The 21,415-nt window shown below is 71.8% G+C and carries 15 protein-coding genes; 3 read left to right on the plus strand and 12 right to left on the minus strand.

Annotation, left to right across the window (positions count from 1 at the left end):
- Positions 1-623 precede the first annotated feature (623 nt).
- Positions 624-1,631, minus strand: a complete 1,008-nt coding sequence (locus IE267_RS14270) for a stage II sporulation protein M (protein WP_189763744.1) — start codon at positions 1,629-1,631, stop codon at positions 624-626.
- Positions 1,632-1,759: 128 nt separating this feature from the next.
- Between IE267_RS14270 and IE267_RS14275 the strand changes: the two genes are divergently transcribed.
- Complete coding sequence (locus tag IE267_RS14275; protein ID WP_189763500.1) at positions 1,760-2,761, plus strand: RDD family protein; 1,002 nt, start codon at positions 1,760-1,762, stop codon at positions 2,759-2,761.
- A 23-nt stretch (positions 2,762-2,784) separates the two neighbouring features.
- Here IE267_RS14275 and IE267_RS14280 read toward each other — a convergent pair whose 3' ends face one another.
- Together IE267_RS14280 and ahcY are read right to left on the minus strand one after the other, a co-directional pair.
- Positions 2,785-3,405, minus strand: a complete 621-nt coding sequence (locus IE267_RS14280) for a hypothetical protein (RefSeq protein ID WP_167152932.1) — start codon at positions 3,403-3,405, stop codon at positions 2,785-2,787.
- Positions 3,406-4,138: 733 nt separating this feature from the next.
- A complete protein-coding gene (ahcY, locus tag IE267_RS14285; RefSeq protein ID WP_167152931.1) occupies positions 4,139-5,602 on the minus strand; it encodes an adenosylhomocysteinase in 1,464 nt (487 codons plus the stop codon).
- A gap of 498 nt (positions 5,603-6,100) precedes the next feature.
- Between ahcY and IE267_RS14290 the strand changes: the two genes are divergently transcribed.
- Complete coding sequence (locus tag IE267_RS14290; protein WP_229861240.1) at positions 6,101-8,146, plus strand: fructose-specific PTS transporter subunit EIIC; 2,046 nt, start codon at positions 6,101-6,103, stop codon at positions 8,144-8,146.
- Between the two features lie 227 nt (positions 8,147-8,373).
- Here the strand turns inward: IE267_RS14290 and IE267_RS14295 are convergent, their stop codons facing one another.
- The 6 genes from IE267_RS14295 to IE267_RS14320 all read right to left on the minus strand — a co-directional run bounded on the left by IE267_RS14295 (position 8,374) and on the right by IE267_RS14320 (position 14,454).
- Positions 8,374-9,333 carry a cation diffusion facilitator family transporter gene (locus tag IE267_RS14295; RefSeq protein ID WP_161254796.1) on the minus strand — a complete coding sequence of 320 codons (960 nt, stop codon included), beginning with the start codon at positions 9,331-9,333 and terminating at the stop codon, positions 8,374-8,376.
- Positions 9,334-9,411: 78 nt separating this feature from the next.
- Positions 9,412-10,578, minus strand: coding sequence for a mannose-6-phosphate isomerase, class I (gene manA / locus IE267_RS14300; RefSeq protein ID WP_189763502.1), 1,167 nt, complete (start codon positions 10,576-10,578; stop codon positions 9,412-9,414).
- A gap of 148 nt (positions 10,579-10,726) precedes the next feature.
- Positions 10,727-11,854 carry an SIS domain-containing protein gene (locus tag IE267_RS14305; RefSeq protein WP_167152928.1) on the minus strand — a complete coding sequence of 376 codons (1,128 nt, stop codon included), beginning with the start codon at positions 11,852-11,854 and terminating at the stop codon, positions 10,727-10,729.
- A 63-nt stretch (positions 11,855-11,917) separates the two neighbouring features.
- Complete coding sequence (locus tag IE267_RS14310) at positions 11,918-12,100, minus strand: Trm112 family protein (RefSeq protein WP_053723767.1); 183 nt, start codon at positions 12,098-12,100, stop codon at positions 11,918-11,920.
- 403 nt (positions 12,101-12,503) lie between these two features.
- Positions 12,504-13,865, minus strand: a complete 1,362-nt coding sequence (locus IE267_RS14315; RefSeq protein WP_189763503.1) for a phosphomannomutase/phosphoglucomutase — start codon at positions 13,863-13,865, stop codon at positions 12,504-12,506.
- Positions 13,866-14,034: 169 nt separating this feature from the next.
- Positions 14,035-14,454 (minus strand): DUF3499 domain-containing protein, encoded by a 420-nt coding sequence (locus tag IE267_RS14320; RefSeq protein WP_161245232.1) that lies wholly within the window; start codon positions 14,452-14,454, stop codon positions 14,035-14,037.
- 220 nt (positions 14,455-14,674) lie between these two features.
- Here IE267_RS14320 and IE267_RS14325 point away from each other — a divergent pair, with 220 nt between their 5' ends.
- A complete protein-coding gene (locus IE267_RS14325) occupies positions 14,675-15,214 on the plus strand; it encodes a metallopeptidase family protein (RefSeq protein ID WP_167152926.1) in 540 nt (179 codons plus the stop codon).
- 31 nt (positions 15,215-15,245) lie between these two features.
- On the opposite strand, the gene IE267_RS14330 is transcribed toward IE267_RS14325, so the two are convergent.
- From IE267_RS14330 to IE267_RS14340, 3 genes are all read right to left on the minus strand, one after another.
- Positions 15,246-16,799 carry a DUF5719 family protein gene (locus IE267_RS14330; protein ID WP_161245234.1) on the minus strand — a complete coding sequence of 518 codons (1,554 nt, stop codon included), beginning with the start codon at positions 16,797-16,799 and terminating at the stop codon, positions 15,246-15,248.
- Complete coding sequence (locus IE267_RS14335) at positions 16,796-20,653, minus strand: glycosyltransferase (RefSeq protein ID WP_189763504.1); 3,858 nt, start codon at positions 20,651-20,653, stop codon at positions 16,796-16,798. Before IE267_RS14335 ends, IE267_RS14330 begins: the two co-directional genes overlap by 4 nt.
- A gap of 257 nt (positions 20,654-20,910) precedes the next feature.
- Complete coding sequence (locus tag IE267_RS14340) at positions 20,911-21,174, minus strand: WhiB family transcriptional regulator (protein ID WP_053723761.1); 264 nt, start codon at positions 21,172-21,174, stop codon at positions 20,911-20,913.
- Positions 21,175-21,415: the final 241 nt, after the last annotated feature.

Here is a 21,415-nt window from a genome sequence, read left to right on the forward strand (position 1 = left end):
TCAAACTCTCCATGAATGTTTACCCGTAATCGGGTGCACACATCACGTAAGAGCGGGACGGAACCGCCGGAATAAGGCGGCCCGTCCACAGCGTCCTCGCTGTGTTGTTGCCTGCCCGCCACAAGGGTCGACAGGACTTTTCAAAGGAACCTCGATCCGCCGGAGCGGATACGGGGTTGTCAATCTGGCGTTGACTTTTGGCACGCTGTTGAGTTCTCAAGGAACGGACGCTTCCTTTGTACTCACCCTCTCGGGCTTTCCTCCGGGCGCTTCCCTTCGGTATTTCGTGTTTCCAGCCTAGCAGATTCAATTTCTTGTTTCTGCCACCCGCTGGAGCGGGCTTTCCGAATTGATATTCGCTTTCGCGTTTCCCTTTTCGGCGATTCCGACTCTATCAGAAGCATTTCAGCCGACCGAATCGGCTTCTTGGCTTCGAATGGTGAAGTCGGGATGGATCATCGCTCAGAAATTCAATTTCCGGCGAGAGCGAGTTAGATATTAGCCAGTGCTCTCGAACTTGTCCAGTCCGAGGCAACCGTTCAAATCTACCTCCCCACTCGAACCGTGTCAACGATTTTTGTGGGCGAAGGGGACAGTAGCAGGTCAGAGGGGTCGCACGCACATCACGCGGCCGTCGGCAGCTCGGCGCTGCGGGCGGCGGACTCAACGTCGCCCACCTCTCCTGCTCGCGCGGCGCGGCCGCCCAGGACGTACACGTACAGGAGGAACGCCACTTCGGCGGCGATGCCCAGGGCGATGCGGGCCCAAGTGGGCAGGCCGGAGGGGGTTACGAAGCCCTCGATCATTCCCGAGACGAACAGCACCAGGGCCAGACCGATCGCCATGCCGAGAGCGGCGCGGCCCTGTTCCGCCAGAGCTGCCCTGCGGGTGCGTGGGCCCGGGTCCACGACGGTCCAGCCCAGGCGCAGGCCGGTGCCGGCTGCGACGAACACCGCGGTCAGTTCCAGCAGGCCGTGCGGGAGGACCAGGCCGAGGAAGGTGTCGAGGCGGCCGGCCGACGACATCAGGCCGATGCCGACCCCGAGGTTGAGCATGTTCAGGAAGAGGATCCACAGGACGGGGATGCCGAGGAAGGCGCCCAGCACCAGGCACATCGCGGTGGCCTGCGCGTTGTTCGTCCAGACCTGGGCCGCGAAGGACGCCGCCGGGTGGCTGGAGTAATAGGTCTCGTACTGGCCGCCGGGCTGTGTCATCCGGCGCAGGGCGTCCGGGGCGGCGATCGCCGACTGGACCTCGGGGTGGGTGCCGATCCACCAGCCGATGATCGCGGATACGGCTATGGAGACCAGGGCCGTGGGAATCCACCAGCGCCGGGAGCGGTAGACGGCCGCTGGGAAGCCTGCCGTGAGGAAGCGGGCGGCGTCGCGCCAGGTCGCGCGGCGGGTGCCGATGACGGTGGAGCGCGCGCGGGCCACGAGTTGCGTCAGGCGGGCCGTGAGCAGGGGGTCCGGAGCCGTGGACTGTATGAGGGACAGGTGCGTGGACGTGCGCTGGTACAGGGCCACCAACTCGTCCGCCTCGGCGCCCGTGAGACGGCGGCCTCGGTGCAGGAGGTGTTCGAGGCGGTCCCACTCCGCACGGTGGGCGGTCACGAAGACGTCGAGGTCCATGTTCTGCTGCTGCTCCAGGCACTGGGTACGTACGGTCTGTACTACTGCGGCGCGCTGCGGGTCAGCTTGGCAGACTGTGAGGTCCAAGGGGTGTGGAAGACCGTCGTCTGCGAGGGGTGGGGTATCGGGTGAGCGCGCTGGTCACAGGTGATGCGGTCGTACTGGGGCTGCAGCCGGCGCGGTTGCCGAGTCGGGCGCTGGCGCTGGTGATTGACCTTGCCATTGTGTGGGCGGCGTACATATTGGTCTCGCTGGTGATGTTGTTCGCCACCGCGTCGCTCGACGGCGCAGCCCAGGCGGCCATCGGTGTGGCGCTGTTCGTGCTCGTGCTGGTCGGCGGCCCCATCGCGGTCGAGACGCTGTCGCACGGGCGGTCGTTGGGGAAGCTGGCCTGCGGTCTGCGCGTGGTGCGGGACGACGGCGGACCGATCCGGTTCCGGCATGCGCTGGTGCGCGGGGCCATGGGAGTCGTCGAAATTCTGGTCACGTTCGGCGTCGTAGCCTGCTTCGCCTCGCTCGTCTCCGAGCGCGGGCGGCGGATCGGGGACGTCTTCGCGGGGACGCTGGTCGTGCGCGAGCGTGTGTCGTCGGGGTGGGCGGCAGCCGTACCGCCTCCCCCGTCGTGGCTGGTGGGGCGGTTCGCCGGTCTCGATCTTTCGCGCGTGCCGGACGGGCTCTGGCTGGCCGTGCGCCAGTACCTGACGCGGATGAGGCAGCTCGACCCGCAGGTGAGCTGGACGATGTCGGTCCGCCTGGCCGAGGACATGGTGGCCTGTACGGGGGCGCCGCTGCCGGAGGGTGTGCCGCCTGCCGCTTATCTGGCCGGCGTGGTGAGTGAACGTCAGGCCCGGGACGCACGGCGGGCGTTCGGACAGATGCACGCTGTGCCCGGTATGGCTGGTGTGCCCGCAGGGGGCTCCGGTCAGGGGCAGGGCCCGGCTCCTTGGGCGGCCGGCCCGCAGTTCCACGGGGCCGTTCCCGGCCCCGGACGGAGCCCGGTTCAAGGGGCCGCCCAGAGTTCGGTTCACGGGGCAGCTCACACACCGGTGCGTGGTTCGGTCGAGGTGCTGCCTGACGGGGCCCCGGCTCCGGGGCCCGTGCGTTCCACGGGGTTCGCGCCGCCCGCGTAGTGCCGTGCCCGGCCGGCCCGGCGCTACGGCGCGGGGAACGTCGAGGGTGGGGTTTCCAGGGACTCCAGCTCGATCCCCGGTGCCGCGAGGACCACGTCGCCGGCGATGTGGACGGTGTGCTGTTCGCCCGTGTCCAAGGCGCTGACCTGGTACTCGTCCACGGTCAGGGGGCCGTTGTCAGTGGCGTGCGCTTCACTTTTCATCAGGGCCCAGGACTGGTCGGTCGTGCGGGGGGCGAGGACCGGATCCGTGAAGGTGACGAGGCGGACGCGCGTCGTCGGGGACTGGGGGGTGAGGCGGAGCAGACGGGAGGTGGCGACGAGAAAAGCGGGGGAACTGCCGGCGAAGGCGTGGGCGCGCACATTGCCTTCCGTGGCATGGGTCCCGGAGGGGTCCGTACGGACCCAGGTGACGCCGTCGATCGCGGCGCCTCGTACCTGCCAGGCGGCGGCGTGGAGTTCGAGGCGGATCGGGCGGCCGAGATCGTCCAGTGCGAGGTCTACGGAGCCCGCGTGGTCTCCGGAAGGGGTGGTGAGCTGGGAGACGTAGCGCCAGCCGGAGGGTCCCGGCGCGCAGTGGAAGTGTTCTTCGCCGAGAGGGGTGTGGTCGTGGGGATCGTGAAGCGAATATCGGCCGCGGGGCATGGGATCTCGGGGTCTTCGGGAGTCAGACGCTGACTCGGTGTGGAGCGGTACGGGCAGGCCCCCGTCACGGGGGTGCGGGGGCCTGCCTCAGTACCGATGACGTGCCGGGTACCGATGACTTTCCGGGTGGCGACGACGTGTCGGGAGGGCCGACGTGTCGGGGGGATGCTCGCTGCCCGGTAAGTCCGGGAAGCCTGCGCCCCGGACCGGCTGAGGCTCGTGCTGCCGGGAAGCCCGGGTCCCGGCTGGGGATCGTGCTCGCGGGCCCGGCCGGGGCACGGTGATCCGGTCGAAGCCGACTGCTCCGGTGGAGACTGCGCGCCCCGGTCGACACCGGACGTCCCGGCCGAAGCCGCATGCTCGGGCAGAGGCAGAGGCACAGGCAGAGCCCGCGCTACGGACCAAGCCGGATGCCTTCGAGAAGCCCCGTGCTCAGCAGAGGCTCACGCGTGCTCAGCAGGACTCCGGCCGCCGCCGGCGCCTCCGTGAAGCCGTGCTCCGGCAAAGGCCACCCGTCGGCCGACGCCGGGAACCTCGGCCGACCCGGATGCTCCGGCGGAGAGCGCGGTCGGTCGAAGCGAGGCGCCTCGGCTGAACCGCGTGCTCCGGGCGGGGCCAGGTGTTGGTCGGTGTCGTACCGACGGCGTGCCGCCTGGGCTTCAACTCCGCTGCCACAGGGGCCGGTTGGGCCTGACGGCCTGCCGCCCGGCACCCTGTGGTCCTCGGGGTTGACTCAGTAGCGGTAGTGGTCCGGCTTGTACGGGCCGTCGACCTCGACGCCGATGTACGCCGCCTGCTCCGGGCGGAGCTCGGTGAGCTTCACGCCCAGCGAGTCCAGGTGCAGGCGGGCGACCTTCTCGTCGAGGTGCTTGGGCAGCACGTAGACGTCGGTCGGGTACTCCGACGGCTTGGTGAAGAGCTCGATCTGGGCCAGGGTCTGGTCCGCGAAGGAGTTGGACATCACGAAGGACGGGTGACCGGTCGCGTTGCCCAGGTTCAGCAGGCGGCCCTCGGAGAGGACGATCAGCACCTTGCCGTCGGGGAAGGTCCAGGTGTGCACCTGGGGCTTGACCTCGTCCTTGACGACACCGGGGATCTTGGCCAGGCCGGCCATGTCGATCTCGTTGTCGAAGTGGCCGATGTTTCCGACGATGGCCTGGTGCTTCATCTTGGCCATGTCGGCGGCCATGATGATGTCCTTGTTGCCGGTCGTGGTGACAAAGATGTCCGCCTTGTCGACGACGTCGTCCAGGGTCGCGACCTGGTAGCCGTCCATCGCCGCCTGGAGCGCGCAGATCGGGTCGATCTCGGTGATGATCACGCGGGCACCCTGGCCGCGCAGGGACTCGGCACAGCCCTTGCCGACGTCGCCGTAGCCGCACACGACCGCCGTCTTGCCGCCGATGAGGACGTCGGTGGCGCGGTTGATGCCGTCGATGAGGGAGTGGCGGCAGCCGTACTTGTTGTCGAACTTCGACTTCGTCACGGCGTCGTTCACGTTGATCGCCGGGAAGAGGAGGTCGCCGTCGCGCATCATCTCGTACAGGCGGTGGACACCGGTGGTGGTCTCCTCCGTCACGCCACGGATCTCGGAGGCCAGCTGCGTCCACTTCTGGGGGTTCTCGCCCAGGGTGCGGTTCAGCAGGGTGAGGATGTGGGCGTACTCCTCGGAGTCGGCCGTCGCCGGGTCCGGGGCCGCGCCGGCCTTCTCGAACTCGACGCCCTTGTGCACCAGGAGGGTGGCGTCACCGCCGTCGTCCAGGATCATGTTCGGGCCGCCGGTGGCGGTGTTCGGCCAGGTCAGCGCCTGCTCCGTGCACCACCAGTACTCCGCGAGGGTCTCGCCCTTCCAGGCGAAGACCGGGACGCCGGCGGGGGCGTCCGGGGTGCCGTTCGGGCCGACCGCGATGGCGGCGGCGGCGTGGTCCTGGGTGGAGAAGATGTTGCAGGAGGCCCAGCGAACCTCGGCGCCGAGGGCGACCAGGGTCTCGATCAGCACGGCGGTCTGCACGGTCATGTGCAGCGAGCCGGTGATGCGTGCACCGGCCAGCGGCTGCGTGGCGGCGTACTCCTTGCGGATCGACATCAGACCGGGCATCTCGTGCTCGGCGAGGTTGATCTCCTTGCGGCCGAAGGCGGCGAGGGAGAGGTCGGCGACCTTGAAGTCCTGGCCGGCGCCGGTGGCGACAGTCGTCATGGTGAGCTGCTCCTCGTGGGTTGGTATCGAGGGTGGGTACGGCCGGTCTGCGGGCGCGGCGATGGGCATGGGAGTGCCCGAACGCGCTCGCAGCGCAGTCCGTCGGAGGCCCTCTCTCCCTCGGCCGGATCCACACGGGACCGACCGACCGCCATCAGCAGCGACGTCTGGCTCTGGTCACGAATCTACACCGATCGGCCGAGTGAACCCATGTGCCCTCGGCGAAAGGCACCGCCGGAACAGGCCGCGGAGTCGGGACCACAGTCCAGGCCAAACCGGGCCTAACGGACTTTTGATCTGGGCCTTACCTGATGGAAGATGCTTGGGTCGGCCGCGCTCGGGAAACGAGCCGACCGTACGCACCAATCGCGTGACGAGACGCGAACGAGGCGCGAAGCGTTAGGAGACCCCCACGTGACCAGTCCGGCTAGCGACGGGCAGCGGAAGTTGAAGCTGCTCGCGGTGACCGCCTGTCCGACCGGCATCGCCCACACCTATATGGCCGCCGAGAAGCTGGCCCAGGCAGCGGCGGCGCTCGGCATCGAGATGAAGGTGGAGACCCAGGGTTCCATCGGGGCCGAAAACGTGCTCGATGACAACGATGTCAAGGAGGCCGACGGGATCATCATCGCGGCCGACAAGGACGTCGCGCTCGACCGGTTCGCCGGGAAGAGGGTGCTGAGCGTGCCGGTCGCCGACGGCATCCACCGTCCCGAGCAGCTCATCGAGCAGGTGCGGAGCGCGCCCGTGCACGCCGGCGGCGACGGGGGCGCCGGGAGCGGGAGCGGTGGCGGGGGCAAGGAGCGCAGCGCCGCGTACAAGGCGCTGATGAACGGTGTCTCGCACATGATCCCGTTCGTGGTCGTCGGCGGTCTGCTGCTCGCCGTGTCGATCGCGCTGGGCGGGCACACGACACCGAAGGGGATCGAGTTCGACAAGGACTCGTTCTGGTTCTACGTCAACGCGCTCGGCGGGCTCGGCTTCAAGCTGATGCTGCCGATCTTCTCCGGCTACATCGCCTTCGCGCTCGGCGACCGGCCCGCGCTGGTGCCGGGCATGATCGGCGGGTTCCTCGCGTACGACGGCATGACGATCTACGGTGCCGACGCCAACGCGGGATTCCTCGGGGCCATCGCCACGGGCTTCCTCGCCGGGTACTTGGTGGTGTGGATTCGCAAGGTCAAGGTGCCCAAGTTCGTCCAGCCGATCATGCCGATCATCGTGATCCCGATCGTGTCGACGCTGGCGCTTGGGCTGTTCTACATCTATGTGATCGGGCAGCCGATCTCCTGGTTGTTCACGCATCTGACCAGCTGGTTGAACGGCATGACGGGGTCGAGTGCGATCGTGCTCGGCGCGTTGATCGGTCTGATGATCGCGTTCGACATGGGCGGGCCGGTCAACAAGACGGCGTTCCTCGTGGCGGTGGGTCTGATCGGCACGAACAACGCCGTGATGGGCATGGCCGCCGCGGCCATTCCGGTCATGCCACTCGGTCAGGGGCTTGCCACGCTGCTGCGACGCAAGCTGTACAGCGACCAGGAGCGGGAGACCGGTATCGCGGCGCTGTTCATGGGCTTCTTCGGTATCTCGGAGGGCGCGATCCCGTTCGCCGCGGCGCGGCCCGCTCAGGTCATCCCCGCCAACATGCTGGGCGGTGCGGTGGCCGGTGCGATCGCGGGCGTGGCCGGCGTGACCGACTCCGTTCCGCACGGTGGGCCGATCGTCTCGCTGTTCGGTGCGGTGGGGGGAGCCGCGATGTTCTTCGTGGCCATCGCCGCCGGCACGGCTGTCACCGCGCTGACCACCAACGCGCTGATCGATCTCAAGGGGCGGAAGGCCGCCCGGCAGGGTGCGGACGGGCTCGTGGTCGCGGCCGGATCCGGTGCGGATGCCCCTGCTGCCGGTTCGCTGGTTGCCGAGCCGGTGCCGGCCGGGATCGGTTCCGGGGCTCGTGTCGATGCCGGGTCCGGCGGCAGCGCTGCCCTCTCGCCTGTAGCGGAGCCGTCGACGCAGACGGCAACGCCGTCGGCGACGCAGACGTCAACGGACGGCGTGGGCGGCGCTGATGCCGCCGGTGCCTCGCCCGAGGTGCTGTCCGGGTATCTGACCAGCCAGACCGTCAAGGTGCAGCTCGCCTCGCAGGACAAGGAGGCCGCGATTCGGGAAATGGCCGAGATGCTGGCCTCGACCGGGAACGTACGGGATGTGGACGAGCTCGTTCGGGTCGCGCTCGCGCGGGAGGCTCAGGGCACGACCGGGCTCGGCGAGGAAATCGCCATTCCGCACGCCAAGACGGATGCGGTGTCGTCTCCGACCGTGGGGTTCGCGCGGTCCGTGGAGGGCATCGAGTGGGGGTCGCTCGACGGGACTCGGGCCAAGCTCGTCTTCATGATCTCCGTGCCGGAGGCCGCGGCGGGAGATGAGCACCTGCGGATTCTGGCGCTGCTGTCACGGAAGCTGATGGACCCCGGGTTCCGGTCGCGGCTGGTGGAGGCGCCGACCACCGGGGCCGTGCTGGAGGTGCTGGGGGAGATCCGGTAGGGCGCTCGGTATCGAGGGTGGGAGGGCGCTCGGTGTCGGGGTGGGGGGGAGGCTCCCCCGCCCCGGCCCTTCCCTCCCCCGACACGCACGGCTCCCCGGCGCCGCCTGCCGAGCCAGGAGCCCCGAGGGCGGTGCGCCGGCCCCGGTGGGACGGGCCGGGTGCGCTGCCCCGGGCCCGGGCCTGGCTCGTGGAGGGTCGGGCTCCTTCGGGGGGACCGGGTCGGACGTCAGTGGCCGCCCGGGGTTGCCTGCGGGTCGGGGCCCGCCGCAGCTTCTTCCGCGCTGTAGATGTCCGGTTCCAGGTAGATCACGCGGGCGATCGGGACCGCCTCGCGAATCCGGGATTCCGCCGCGTTGATCGCCGTCGCCACCTCTTGGGCCGTGTCGTCGTGCTGAACGGCGATCTTGGCGGCGACCAGGAGTTCCTCGGGGCCGAGGTGCAGGGTGCGCATGTGGATGACGGAGGTCACCGTGTCACCGTCCACGATGGCCGCCTTGATCTTCTCCACCTGGTCCGCGCCCGCCGACTCGCCGAGCAGCAGGGACTTGGTCTCCGACGCGAGGATGAGGGCGATCAGGATCAGCAGGATGCCGATGCACAGGGTGCCGATGCCGTCCCAGACGCCGTCACCGGTGGCCAGGGCGATGCCGACGCCGAGAAGGGCAAGGACCAGGCCGACCAGGGCGCCGAAGTCCTCAAGGAGGACGACGGGGAGTTCCGGGGCCTTGGCCCGGCGGATGAACTCCTTCCAGGAGAGCTTGCCCCTGGTGACGTTCGACTCCTTGATCGCCGTACGGAAGGAGTACCCCTCCGCGATGATGGCGAAGACCAGCACGCCGACCGGCCAGTACCAGGCCTCGATCGCGTGCGGGTGCTTGATCTTCTCGTAGCCCTCGTAGACAGCGAACATGCCGCCGACCGAGAACAGCACGATCGATACCAGGAACGCGTAGATGTAGCGCTCGCGGCCGTAGCCGAAGGGGTGTTGGGCCGTCGCCTCCCGCTTGGCCTTCTTGCCGCCGAGGAGCAGCAGGCCCTGGTTGCCGGAGTCGGCGACCGAGTGGACGCTCTCCGCGAGCATCGACGACGAGCCGCTGAACAGGAACGCCACGAACTTCGCCACCGCGATGGCGAGGTTGGCGCTCAGCGCCGCCACGATGGCCTTGGTACCGCCTGACGCGCTCATGGAGTTGCCGTCTTCCCTTCGTCGGTTGCCATCTGCGGGGCCGGCCCGTGCCGGACCCCGCGGCGGCACATTGTTACATCAGGCAACCACGGTGGCGCGGAACACCGTTCCCGTACCGGACAGTTCGGACTTTTCCTCGGCGGGTACGAATACGGCCGCGCCCGGGGTCAGTGTCAATCCCCCGACCGAGGGGCTGCCCGCGGTGCACAGGAGGATCTGCGGGGTCGCCATGGTCAGTTCGGTGGGCGCCGCGCCCTGTGCTCGTACGAACCGGGAGAGCCGGAACTCGTCGGTCGGCGTCTCGTACAGCTCTTCCCCCGACGGCGAGGCCTCGGGGCGCAGCACACCGGGATCGGTCGGCTCGAAGCGTACGACGCGCAGCAGTTCGGGCACGTCGACGTGCTTGGGGGTCAGGCCGCAGCGCAGCACGTTGTCGGAGTTGGCCATGATCTCCACGCCCATGCCGCCGAGGTAGGCGTGCGGCACTCCGGCGCCGAGGAACAGGGCCTCGCCCGGCTGGAGTTGGACATGATTGAGCAGCATCGCCGCCAGGACGCCCGGGTCGCCGGGGTAGTGGTGTGCGAGGGAGGCGTACGCGGTGTACTGGGCGCCGCCCAGGCGTTCGCATGCGGCGGCCGCCTCGGTCACCGTCGCCGCCATCTCCTCGCGGTCCGCGGTCAGTACGGCCGTGAGGACCTCGCGCAGGGCCGCCTCGATGGGGTGGGCGCGCAGCAGGTCGACGTACGGCTTGAGCGAGTCGACCTCCAGGGCGGCCAGCGTGTGCGCCGCCTCCTGGGGGGTGCGGAAGCCGCACAGCCCCTCGAACGGCGTGAGCGCGCAGATGAGTTCGGGCTTGTGGTTGGCGTCCTTGTAGTTGCGGTACGGGGCGTCGAGGGGCACCCCGGCCCGCTCCTCGGCGTCGTAGCCCTCCTTGGCCTGCGCGAGGTCGGGGTGGACCTGGAGGGAGAGGGGGGCTCCGGCGGCGAGGAGCTTGAGGAGAAAGGGCAGCCGGGGGCCGAACCGGGCCAGCGCGGCGCGGCCGAGCTCGCCCGCCGGGTCCGCCGCGATCACGTCCGACAACGATGTCGCGCCGGCGCCGCGGTCGAGCTGGGAGGGGGCTCCGGGGTGTGCGCCCATCCACATCTCGGCCTGCGGCTCGCCGGTCGGCTCGGTGCCGAGGAGTTCCGGGATGAGGGTGGCGGAGCCCCAGGCGTAGGGACGGATGGTGTTGGTGAGACGGTCCATGGGTCGTCCTGTGTTCTCTTTCGGTTTCCGGTCCGATGAGGGTCGGGTCGGGCCGGGAGACGTTCCGCCTCCCGGGTTCCCGGGGGCGGGTGGGTGGTGGCAGGCGCCCTGTCCCTGGGCAGACACCGTCCGGTTGGCGCGGGCGGGGTCAGGTCGACGCGATGGTCAGGTAGACCGTCGCGAAGTCGGTGATGGCGAGGAGTTCGGCGAGGCATTCGAGCTCGGTGCCCTCCTCGGGTTCGAGCTCGCTGATCGGGGTGTCGTGGCTCAGCGCGAGTTCACGGGCGGCCGGGGCCGCGGAGAGGCCGCCGGTGGGGCGGTCGCGCAGCAGGACGACCCGGGCGTGCAACCGCTCCCGCTCGTCGACGCGGTCGCGGAAGAAGTCGTCCGGGTCGGCGCCGGCCGCGAGCGAACCCGCGAGCAGCACGCCGTGGGCGGGCAGTGCCTCGGGCAGGGCCGCGGCGAGCGCGGCGTGGCCGGACAGCTCGCTCAGCACGGCGGCGAACCGGCGTCCGGCCGGGGCCGCGCCCAGGCCCTCGGTCCAGATCAGCGGAAGCGACTCGGCGAGCTCGAACGCGAGCATCTTCGCCGGGTTGCTGTACATGGCGATCGCCGGGCCGCAGCGCTCGGCGGTCCGGTCCAGACGGGCGGCGATCTTCTCGACGGTCTCGGGGGAAGCGCTCAGCAGGCCGACCCGGTCGAGCAGTGCGAGCAGGGGCGTGAAGAGCGACCACAGCGCGCCCGGGCTGGCGGCCGACATCTCCGCCTCGTCGGGCTCGAAGGGCGCCGAGGCCATCGGCACGACCAGGCCGTGCACGCCGTCCACCGCCTCCGCGAGCGGGGAGTTGCGGGGGGCGACGGCGACGACGTTGCAGCCGCGGCGGTAGGCCTGCTCGGCGAGGAGGGCGAGGCCCGGTTCGCTTCCGTCGGTGGTGGTGACGAGCAGCAGGTCCACGGAGCCCGCCCAGCCCGGCAGCGTCCATCGGAGCGCGCCGGCCGCGGGTGCGACGCCGGTGGATTCGAGCCGGGTGACCGGGGCCGAGGCGCCGGCGAGGGCCGTCACCAGGTCGGCGACACCCGCCGCTGCGGTGCCGGGGCCGGCGATCAGTACGGACCGGGGGCGGCCCTCCGGCTTCAGCTCGGCGATGCCGGCCTCGGCCGCGTGCCGGGCAGCGGTGCGGACGCGGGCGCCCGCCTCCGCGGCGCCGCGGAGCAGCCCGCGGCGGTCGGCCCTGGCGAGGGCTTCCGGATCGTCGAGCAGCGACTCGTCGAGCATGGGGGTCGGCCTCCGGCTCTGCTGGGGTGTACCGGGACTGCGCGGGCGGGGCTCGTACCCGGCTCAGGCGGGGCGGCGGGCCTCGTCCACCAGGAGGACCGGGATGCCGTCGCGCACGGGGTAGGCGAGGCCGCAGTCCTTGCCGGTGCAGATCAGCTCGGGCTCGTCCGCCGAGGTCGCGTCGCTGAGCGGCGCGTGGCAGGCCGGGCAGGCGAGGATCTCGAGGAGGCCGGCTTCGAGCGGCATGGGGTTCCCTTCGGCGGTACTTCGTTCCGTGGTCGCGCTTCGCGTACGCGTACGCCAGGCGCGCGGGGTCGGGCCAGGTCAGCCTACCGCCGGGCCCGGCGGGTTGCGTGCCCGGTGAAGGGGGTGACTCGCGGGGCCGGGGCGGGAGTCGGACGCGGGGTGGGCGTGCGCTGGAAACCGGGGTGCGGTGGGCGATGCCCGGGGTGCGGTCGCGCCGCGGGCGGGGAGGCCGTCCCGCCCCGCGGGCGGGACGGGCGCCGCGGGCGCGGTCGGACCGGTGGGTGCCGAGGGGGCGCGGGCGGCCCGCCGCCCACGCCCCGTCACCGTTTCGGCGGGCCGGGCGCGGACCTGTCCGCCCGGCCCCTCGGGTCGGCGGCGGACCTGCCCGCGACGCCTCGTCGGGTCAGCCGCGGACGAGCGCCAGGACCTCGTCCCGCACCTTCGCCATCGTCGCTTCGTCGCGTGCCTCGACGTTGAGGCGGAGCAGCGGCTCGGTGTTGGAGGCGCGGAGGTTGAACCACCAGTCCTGGGCGGTGACGGTCAGGCCGTCGAGCTCGTCCAGGGTGAGGCCGTCCCGGCCCTCGTAGGCGGCGCGGACCGCGGCCGCACGGGCCGCCTGGTCGTCGACCGTGGAGTTGATCTCGCCGGAGCCCGCGTAGCGGTCGTACTGGGCGACCAGGGCGGAGAGGGTGCCCTCCTGGCCGCCGAGCGCGGCCAGGACGTGGAGCGCGGCCAGCATGCCGGTGTCCGCGTTCCAGAAGTCGGCGAAGTAGTAGTGCGCGGAGTGCTCGCCGCCGAAGATCGCTCCGGTGGCCGCCATCTCCTGCTTGATGAAGGAGTGGCCCACCCGGGTGCGGACGGGGGTGCCGCCGTTCTCGCGGACGACCTCGGGGACCGACCAGGACGTGATCAGGTTGTGGATCACGGTGCCGCCGGGGTGGCGGGCGAGCTCGCGGGCCGCGACCAGGGCGGTGATCGCGGAGGGCGAGACCGGCTCGCCCCGCTCGTCCACGACGAAGCAGCGGTCGGCGTCGCCGTCGAAGGCCAGGCCGAGGTCGGCGCCCTCGGCGATGACGCGGGCCTGGAGGTCCACGATGTTGGCCGGGTCGAGCGGGTTGGCCTCGTGGTTGGGGAACGTGCCGTCGAGCTCGAAGTACATCGGGACCAGGTCGAGGGGCAGGCCATCGAACACGGTGGGCACGGTGTGCCCGCCCATGCCGTTGCCCGCGTCGACCACGACCTTCAGGGGGCGGATGGCGGTGAGGTCGACGAGGGACTTCAGATGGGCCGCGTAGTCCGTCAACGTCTCGCGCTCGGTGATCGTGCCCGCCTTCGGCGCGACGGCCGGGGCGCCCTGCTCGGACCACCGCTCGACCAGTTCGCGGATCTCGGCGAGGCCGGTGTCCTGGCCGACCGGCGCCGCGCCCTTGCGGCACATCTTGATGCCGTTGTACCGGGCCGGGTTGTGCGAGGCGGTGAACATCGCGCCCGGCAGGTCGAGGGCGCCGGACGCGTAGTACAGCTGGTCCGTGGAGCAGAGCCCGATCAGGGTGACGTCCGCGCCGAGGGCGGCCGCGCCGCGCGCGAAGGCCGCCGAGAGGCCGGGCGACGAGGGCCGCATGTCATGGCCGATGACGATGGCGTCGGCCTGCGTCACGGTGACGAACGCGGCACCGAACAGCTCGGCAAGGGACTCGTCCCACTGATCCGGCACCACTCCGCGGACGTCGTACGCCTTCACGATCTGCGACAGATCAGCAGCCACGGCCCAACCTTCCCTGATGTCGTCGCCGACGCCCTCCGCGGGGCGCCGGCCGGGCTCCCAAACTACCCGGCGCCGACTGGGCGCAGGCCATAGCTTCGGTGGACCCGCGGCCGACTGTGCCAACTCGGGTGCGATACCTGTGGGGTTGGCGGTGGCTACGGGCGCGGGGTCAGGATTCGGGCGAGCGCAGGACGCGCAGATGGCCTCGGCGGCCGACCTCGACCGGATCCGCCGCGCGCGCTCCACCGGCCTCGGCGGCACGCTCCTGGGGGCGGGCGGCCTCCCGTACGGCGTTGGCAAGCGCTTCCAGATCGTCGCCGCTGGGGCGGGCCGGGGCGGAGGCGTCGGTCAGGCGGACGACCTCCCAGCCGCGGGGCGCGGTCAGGCGCTCGCTGTGCTCGGCGCACAGGTCGTAGCAGTGGGGCTCGGCATAGGTGGCGAGCGGACCGAGAACTGCGGTCGAGTCCGCGTAGACGTACGTCAGTGTCGCGACGGCAGGGCGGCCGCACGCGGTGCGCGAACAGCGACGTACAGGGCTCACGACGTTGGACGGTACCTCACTCTTGACCGGGCCGCGACGACTCTCCACCAGGTCACTCCCCCGTGTCGCGGTGTGAGCTCGCGCACAGGGGGCGTCCGAGCAACTGCGCTGACCTGCACGGGAACAGGGAGCCACGGGTGGTTACCGGCCTTCTGGCGAGCGCCACTTGGGAACGATTCGGTCAAACCATGTGAAATCCCAGGCCTCGGACGGGCCGGTAACCGCTCTCACGCGTGGCCGAAACGGTCATCCGGCGACACGGCCCCGAATGGGCTCCGCGGGGCCGTCGCCGCGATCCCTTGCGGGCCCGGAGAGCTACGCTGCGTCAGTGATGGACAGCTCCAGCTCAGCCGAAGGAACTGGCCCCCGTACGGGGCCCCGGCGCCGCGACCGGCACGGCCGTGGCATGCGCGGGCCCGTGGCTCCGCCCCAGGTGCCCCTGTCGGCCAGCAGGGCCGAGACCTTCCGCGATCTCGTGCTCGACTCGGTGGAGCGCCTGGAGCGGCGCTGGCCGCAGCTCGCGGAGGTGGAGTTCCTGGTCACGGACGTGCCGTTCAAGGACTCTCCCGGCGGTGCGGACGACGACGGGGACGGCGCGTGGAGCGACGAGGCGGTGCCGCTGGGGCGCGCCCTCGCGGCCGGCAAGGACCACCCGGCACGGATTCTGGTCTACCGCAGGCCGGTCGAGATCCGCACCAAGAACCGGGACGAGCGGGCGCTGCTCGTCCACGAGGTCGTGGTCGAGCAGGTCGCCGAACTCCTGGGCCTGGCACCGGAGTCGGTCGACCCGCGCTACGGCCAGGACTGACTCCCGCGTCCGCCGCCCGCCCCTGTGCCCGCTACTTCCCCAGGACCGTGAGGTCCTGGGCGGCAGCCGGCACCGCGACCGTTCCCTTGTCGTCGGTCAGCGTCTGCACCGTGAACAGCGGCACGCCGTCCTGCGTGACCGCGAGGGTGCGCGCGGCGTAGACGGGACCGCCGGCCGGATCGGGCTCGACGGTCAGCGCGTACGAGCCCTTGAGGCCGGACGGGACCTGCGGGTCGACGGCCAGGGTGGTACCGGCCTTCACCGTGTACGTCTTGGACTGCGGCTCGCCGCCCTCGGTGCCGGCCGAGGAGGTGACCTTCACGGAGGCGTCCTTGGTACCCGGCGCGGTGAGCGCGAGCGCGGCCGCCTTGTCCCGGTTGTCGGTGACCGTCGCGCGGGCGCCCACCGGGGCCGCCGCCGGGATGAAGGCGGTCTCCTGCTTGTCGCCGGTGCCGCGGACCACGCGCAGCGCGGCGACCACCGGAGTGCCGCCGTCCGCATTCGGGGTGAGGATCAGGGAACCCGACTCACCCCGTGTGACGTTCTTGAGATCGAAGGACGCCGTCATCCCCGCCTTCACGTGGACGGTGTCGAGCCCCGCCGGTGTGAAGCTGCCCCCCTTGCCCGCCAGCTTCACCTTGAGGTCCGCGTCGTCCGCGCCCGGGGCGTGGACGATCAGGCGCACATCGGCGGCGTCGCCCGGGATGCCCGGAAGCACCTGGGAGGCGGCGGGCTCCGCCGAAGCGGGCAGCCAGTCCGCGCCGGCCTTCGCGTCGGTGGCCTGCACCACCGCGCCCACCCGGCCGGCCCGGGTGGTGACGTGCACCGTCAGATCGTCGGCCACCGTGCCGGTCAGCGTGGAGAGGAGAACGGGAACGCTCGACCTGGCGGGGATCGTGATGCCCTCGCCGGTGTCGGCCTTGATGGCGCCGTCCTTGCCGAAGAGCTCGATGTCGGCGACGGCCGCGGTGTCGTCCGGGTTGGTCAGGTGGACGTAGTCCTGACGGTCCTTGGCCGTGGAGGCGCCGGGGAACCAGAAGTCGGCGTCCGGCGCTGTGCAGTTGGTGCCGAGCAGCGCGCGGCCGATGCCGCCGGTGATCTGGGTGGTCAGCTGGGCGGTCCAGCCCGGGGCGAGCAAGCCGTCGGCCGAGCCGGTCAGGGCCGGTGCGTCGGCGCCGTTCGCGGTGGCGGCGGCCGGCTTGCCGGGCTCCTTGAGGGAGATGACGGGCTTGTCGGACGCGGGCTTGTCGGAGGCCTTCTTGCCCTTGCCGTCCTTGCCCTTGTCGGTGGCGGGCGCACCGGAGTCGGCGGGCGGCGGCACCGCCGGGGTCAGCGCCGCCGTGCCCGGCTTGTCCGCCGAGCCGGCCGTCGCCGTGCCCTTGGGCGTGAACGCCGTGTACGTCGTCTGGGCGAGGTCGGAGTTGCTGGGCGCCGGGCAGAGCAGGCTGGAGCGTTCCACGGGCAGCCGGGCCGGAGCCTTGGCGCCCGCGTCCACCGAGCCGGCGGGCGCGGTGAGCGAGGCGAAGCCGGTCAGGGCGGCGAGCGCGACGGCCCCCGCGGCGAGGGAGAGGGTGGTGCGCTTCACTGCTGGCTCCCGTCGGGGCGGTGCGGCTGCTGCCGCTCGGGGTGCTCGGGCGGATATCCGTAGCCGTAGGGGTCGTACTGTCCCTCCGGCGGCAACTCCTGCGCCCCGGGCTGCCGGTAGGGGTCGTAGTCCGGCTGGGGCTGCCCGTCGGCGTACTGGCCCTGCCCGAACTGCCCGTCCGCGCCTGGGACTTGGGGATAGCCGGAGTCGCGGTAGCCCTGCTGCTCGGGGTAGGGCTCCTGGGCGTACTGACCGTCGGGGTACTGGCCGTCGGAGTACGGGCCCTGCGCGTGACGGCCGTCGGGGTACGGGCCCTCCTCGTGCCCGCCGTCGGGGTACGGGCCCTGCGGGTACTGGCCGTCGGGGGCCTGGCCCTCGGGGGCCGGGGCGTACTGGCCCTCCGGGTACTGCTGATAGCCCGGGTACTGCTGCTGGTACGGGTCGTAGCTCTGCTGCGCCTGCTGCTCGTGCCCGGCGGAGTCGGCCGGGGAGGCGGTGGCGTACTGCGCGGCGTCCCACTCCCCGTACCCGGGCTGTGCGGGCAACTCGGCCCCCGGGGCGGGCTGTTCGCCGTCCGGGACGTCGGCACCCTCGGCCTGGGCGCGGAGCCTGCGGGCCCGGCGGCCCTCGCCCGGGACGGGCTGCGCCGGTACGGCCGCGATGATCTCCTCCGCCTCGGGCAGGTCGTCGTCGATCCGGCGGCGCCGGCCCGGCAGGGCGAGCACGAGCAGGACGAGGGCGAGCGCGGCCTGGGTCCAGATCCACAGGGAATGGGTGAGCGGGGCGTCGTAGGTGACGTCCAACTTGCCCGCTTCCGCGGGAAGTTCGAAGCCCTGGGCCCAGCCGTCGACGGTGGTCTTCTTGAGCGCCTTGCCGTCGAGCGTGGCGGTCCAGCCGGGGGCGGCCTTGTCGGCGATGCGCAGCACGCGGCCCGCCTCGCCGGCCGGGACCTTGGTGTGGATGTCGACCGGGTCCGCGGCGACGGGGAGGCTCTCGCCGCCCTTCGCGGGGACGATCACGGCACGGGCGACCTGGCGGTCCACCCGCCACAGCGCGCTGCCGTCGAGCTGGCTGAGCCGGCTCAGGCCGGGCGTGGCGTCCAGGGTGCGGCCGAACTCGCGGGGGGCGCCGTCGCGGACCAGTACGTACCGCACGGCGTAGCCGCTGAGCTGGCTCGACTGGTCGGCGCCGGAGCCCGCGACGAGGTTGGAGACGACCTTGCCGAGTCCGGCGTCGGCGCCGCCGGACGCGACCAGTTCGGCGTCGCCGAGCTGTCCGCCCGAGCCGCGCACCAGGGTGTAGCCGACCTTGGCGGGCGAGGTGCCGCCGAGGACCAGGGTGCGGGCCTGGTCGCGGGTGCCGCTCTCCTCGGCGACGAACGCCGGCACCTGCACCGGGTCGCGCCGCTTCAGCGGGCCGTCGGCGCCGCCGATCATCCAGTTCGCGGCGGAGTAGACGGGGCCGAGCGCGGCCGCCAGCGCGATCAGCGCGGCGACCGGCTGGCGCCAGCCGAAGCCGTGCCCGGCGACCCGGGTGCGGCCGTGCTCGGCGCCCAGCGCACCGGCGGCGAGCAGCGCGAGCCCGTACACGAGGGTCGCGGGGCCCGCCCAGGCGCTGCGGTTGGACAGGATCGCGAAGAGGAAGCCGGTGAGCGCGACCGCCCAGGCCGCGCGGATCGCGAAGGTGCGCTCCGAGCGCAGCAGGGCCGCGAGCGCCGCCCCGACGAGCCCGATGAGCACGAGCCCGCCGACCGTCTTGGCCCCGCCGGGGCTGGCCCCGAGCAGGTCGAGCGCGCCGGCCGAGCCGTCCCCGTACTCCAGGCCCGCTTCCCTCAGGAAGCCGGACGGGCCGGTCAGCAGGGTGAGCGACCAGGGCGCGAGCATCACGATCGGGGTGCCGACGGCGGCCAGGAAGCGCAGCCCGTACGCGGTGATGTCAGCGCGGCGCAGCGCGAGCACGCCGAGGCCGAGCAGCACCGCGACCGGCCACACCACGGGGGTGAACGCCGTGGCGATGGTCAGGAGCAGGGCGTACGTCCAGGTCGCGCGCCAGCTGCCGCGCGCCCCGTCGCCGCGGAGCCCGGCGGCGCTCACCCCGGCCCGGGCGATCAGGGGCAGCAGGATCGCGAGGACGGCGGTGCCGAGGCGGCCGGCGGCGAGCGCGCCGGTGGCGGCGGGCAGGAAGGCGTAGGCGATGGCGGCCCAGGCGCGCAGCTGGCGCGAGGCGACCAGCGGGCGGGAGGCGAAGTAGGCGGTGAGGCCGGCCAGCGGGACCGAGCAGACCAGGAGCAGGGTCAGCGCGAAGCCGGTCGAGCCGAAGCACAGTGCGGAGAGCACGGCGATGATCGCGAGGTAGGGCGGCGCGGTCTGGGTGCCGCCGGCGCCGACGGGGTGCCAGGCGTCGGCGTAGCGGCCCCACAGACCGCCGACGTGGTCGGGCGCGGGCAGCAGGGCGCCGCCCATGAGGGTGCCGCCGCCGAGCAGGTTGCGGCAGGCGACCAGGGAGACGATCAGGAGGAGCGCGAAGAGGACCGGCGCGGGCTTCCGGGCGATCTTCTTCAGACGGGCGAACTGCTCGATCTCCAAGAAGTCCGCGTCGTCGCCGCCGGGGCCCGACTCGACGGCGCCGTGCCGGGAGCCGCCGGTGTCCTCGGTACCGGCGCCCAGGCTGCCCGCGACCGATTCGACGGTGGCGCGGACGGTGGCGCCGGGCGGCGGGAACAGCGGGCGCAGTTCGCTCGCCTCGACGCCGCTCCTGCCGCGCCGCTTGCGGGCGGCGAGGATCCGGCCGGGCCGCAGCAGCGTGCCGAACAGGCCCATGACCTCGTCGACGGCCTGGCCCGGCACCTTGCCCACGAGGTAGGCGACGGTGCGCAGGAGCGTGCCGACCACGATGCGGAACACCACATAGGGGAGCAGCGCGGGACGGGAGTTGACGAGCATCGTGTAGACGGCGCCGGCCTTGTCGACCCGGTGCGGGTTGACGACCGAGCGGCCCGCGCAGTCGACGGTGCGCCGTTCGCGGGCGGCGGCCTCGGCGTGGCGGACCGCGGCGTCGGGCGCGACGAGGACGGTGTGGCCCGCGGCGTGCGCGCGCCAGCACAGGTCGACGTCGTCGCGCATCAGGGGGAGCCTGCGGTCGAAGCCGCCGAGCTCCTCCCACACGTCGCGGCGGATCAGCATGCCCGCGGAGGACACCGAGAGGACGGGCCGCACCTGGTCGTGCTGGCCCTGGTCCTGCTCGCGCCGGTCCAGGCCCGTCCAGCGGCGCCCGCTGTGGGCGATGGAGACGCCCACTTCGAGGAGCTGCTTGCGGTCGTACCAGCCGCGCAGCTTGGGGCCGACGATCGCGGCCTGCTCGTTGGAGTCGGCGACGCGCAGTAGTTCGGCGAGCGCGTCGGGCGCGGGCGCGCAGTCGTCGTGCAGCAGCCAGAGCCACTGCACGGGCTCGCCGTGCGGCAGTTCGGGCAGGTCGTAGCTGTCGTCGCGCCAGGTGCGCGAGACGGGGTCCCAGCCGCTGGGGCGCTTGAGGTAGGGCAGTTCCTCGGGGCCGAGCACGGGTGCGGTGCGGGCGGCCTCCTCGACGGCGGCGCCGAACCCGGTGCGGCGGGCGAGGTGCAGGACGCGGTCGGCGCCGAGCGCCTCGGTGACCAGGCGGGCGGAGTCGTCGGCGCTGCCGGTGTCGGCGGCGTAGGCGTTCTGCACGGGGCGTTCCTGGCCGAGGAGTCCTGCCAGGACGTCGGGGAGCCAGCGCGCCCCGTCGTGCGAGACGACGACGGCGGTGACGACGTGTCGGGGGAACTCGGGAGTCGCGGCCGCCTCGTACGGAGCCGTCGACTGACTGTGCACGGACATCGAGGTACGGGCCCCTCCGCCCCAAAAGGCTGCTGTGCTGACTGCGGTCGGCGCGGCCGGTGTTGCGAGACGGGCTCTGACGTGAACCGGAGTGCCGTGGACAGCGCCCCACACTAACGGCTGCCACACGGACGGTCCGCCGCCTGCCGACTGGGTGCAGGGGACGGACCGTTGGTTGTGTACGGAGTTGGGCGGTTTGGTCGCCCGGGAGGTCGCCGGGGGTCAGACGGCGGAACTCCGCGGGGGGTGGGGCCGACTCAGACCGCGGCCTTCTTCAGGCGACGGCGCTCGCGCTCGGACAGGCCGCCCCAGATGCCGAACCGCTCGTCGTTGGCGAGTGCGTACTCAAGGCATTCCGAGCGGACTTCGCAGGCGAGGCAGACCTTCTTGGCCTCCCTGGTGGAGCCGCCCTTCTCGGGGAAGAAGGATTCGGGGTCGGTCTGGGCGCAGAGGGCCCGCTCCTGCCAGCCCAGCTCCTCTTCGGCCTCGTCGACCAGCAGTTCCTGAAACAGCTCGGTCATGTGCGCCCCTCGTCTGTCTTTGCTGCCCCGTGATGTTGCCGTTACCGAATCCGGCCGAACGACACGAGTGAAATTACAAGTGCGTGGATCCGGGCCAGTCAAGCCGAGATCTGCTATTGGGCCCCGTATTCACTCTGCGGAACCAAGGCTATGCGGAAAGTGTTCAAATCGGCAAAAAGGTGACACATGCCACGGGCCCACGCCACCGTCGCTTTCTGCCGATCCACTCGACTCCCGCTCG

The sequence above is a fragment of the Streptomyces xanthochromogenes genome (assembly GCF_014650455.1).
Lineage (GTDB): Bacteria > Actinomycetota > Actinomycetes > Streptomycetales > Streptomycetaceae > Streptomyces > Streptomyces xanthochromogenes.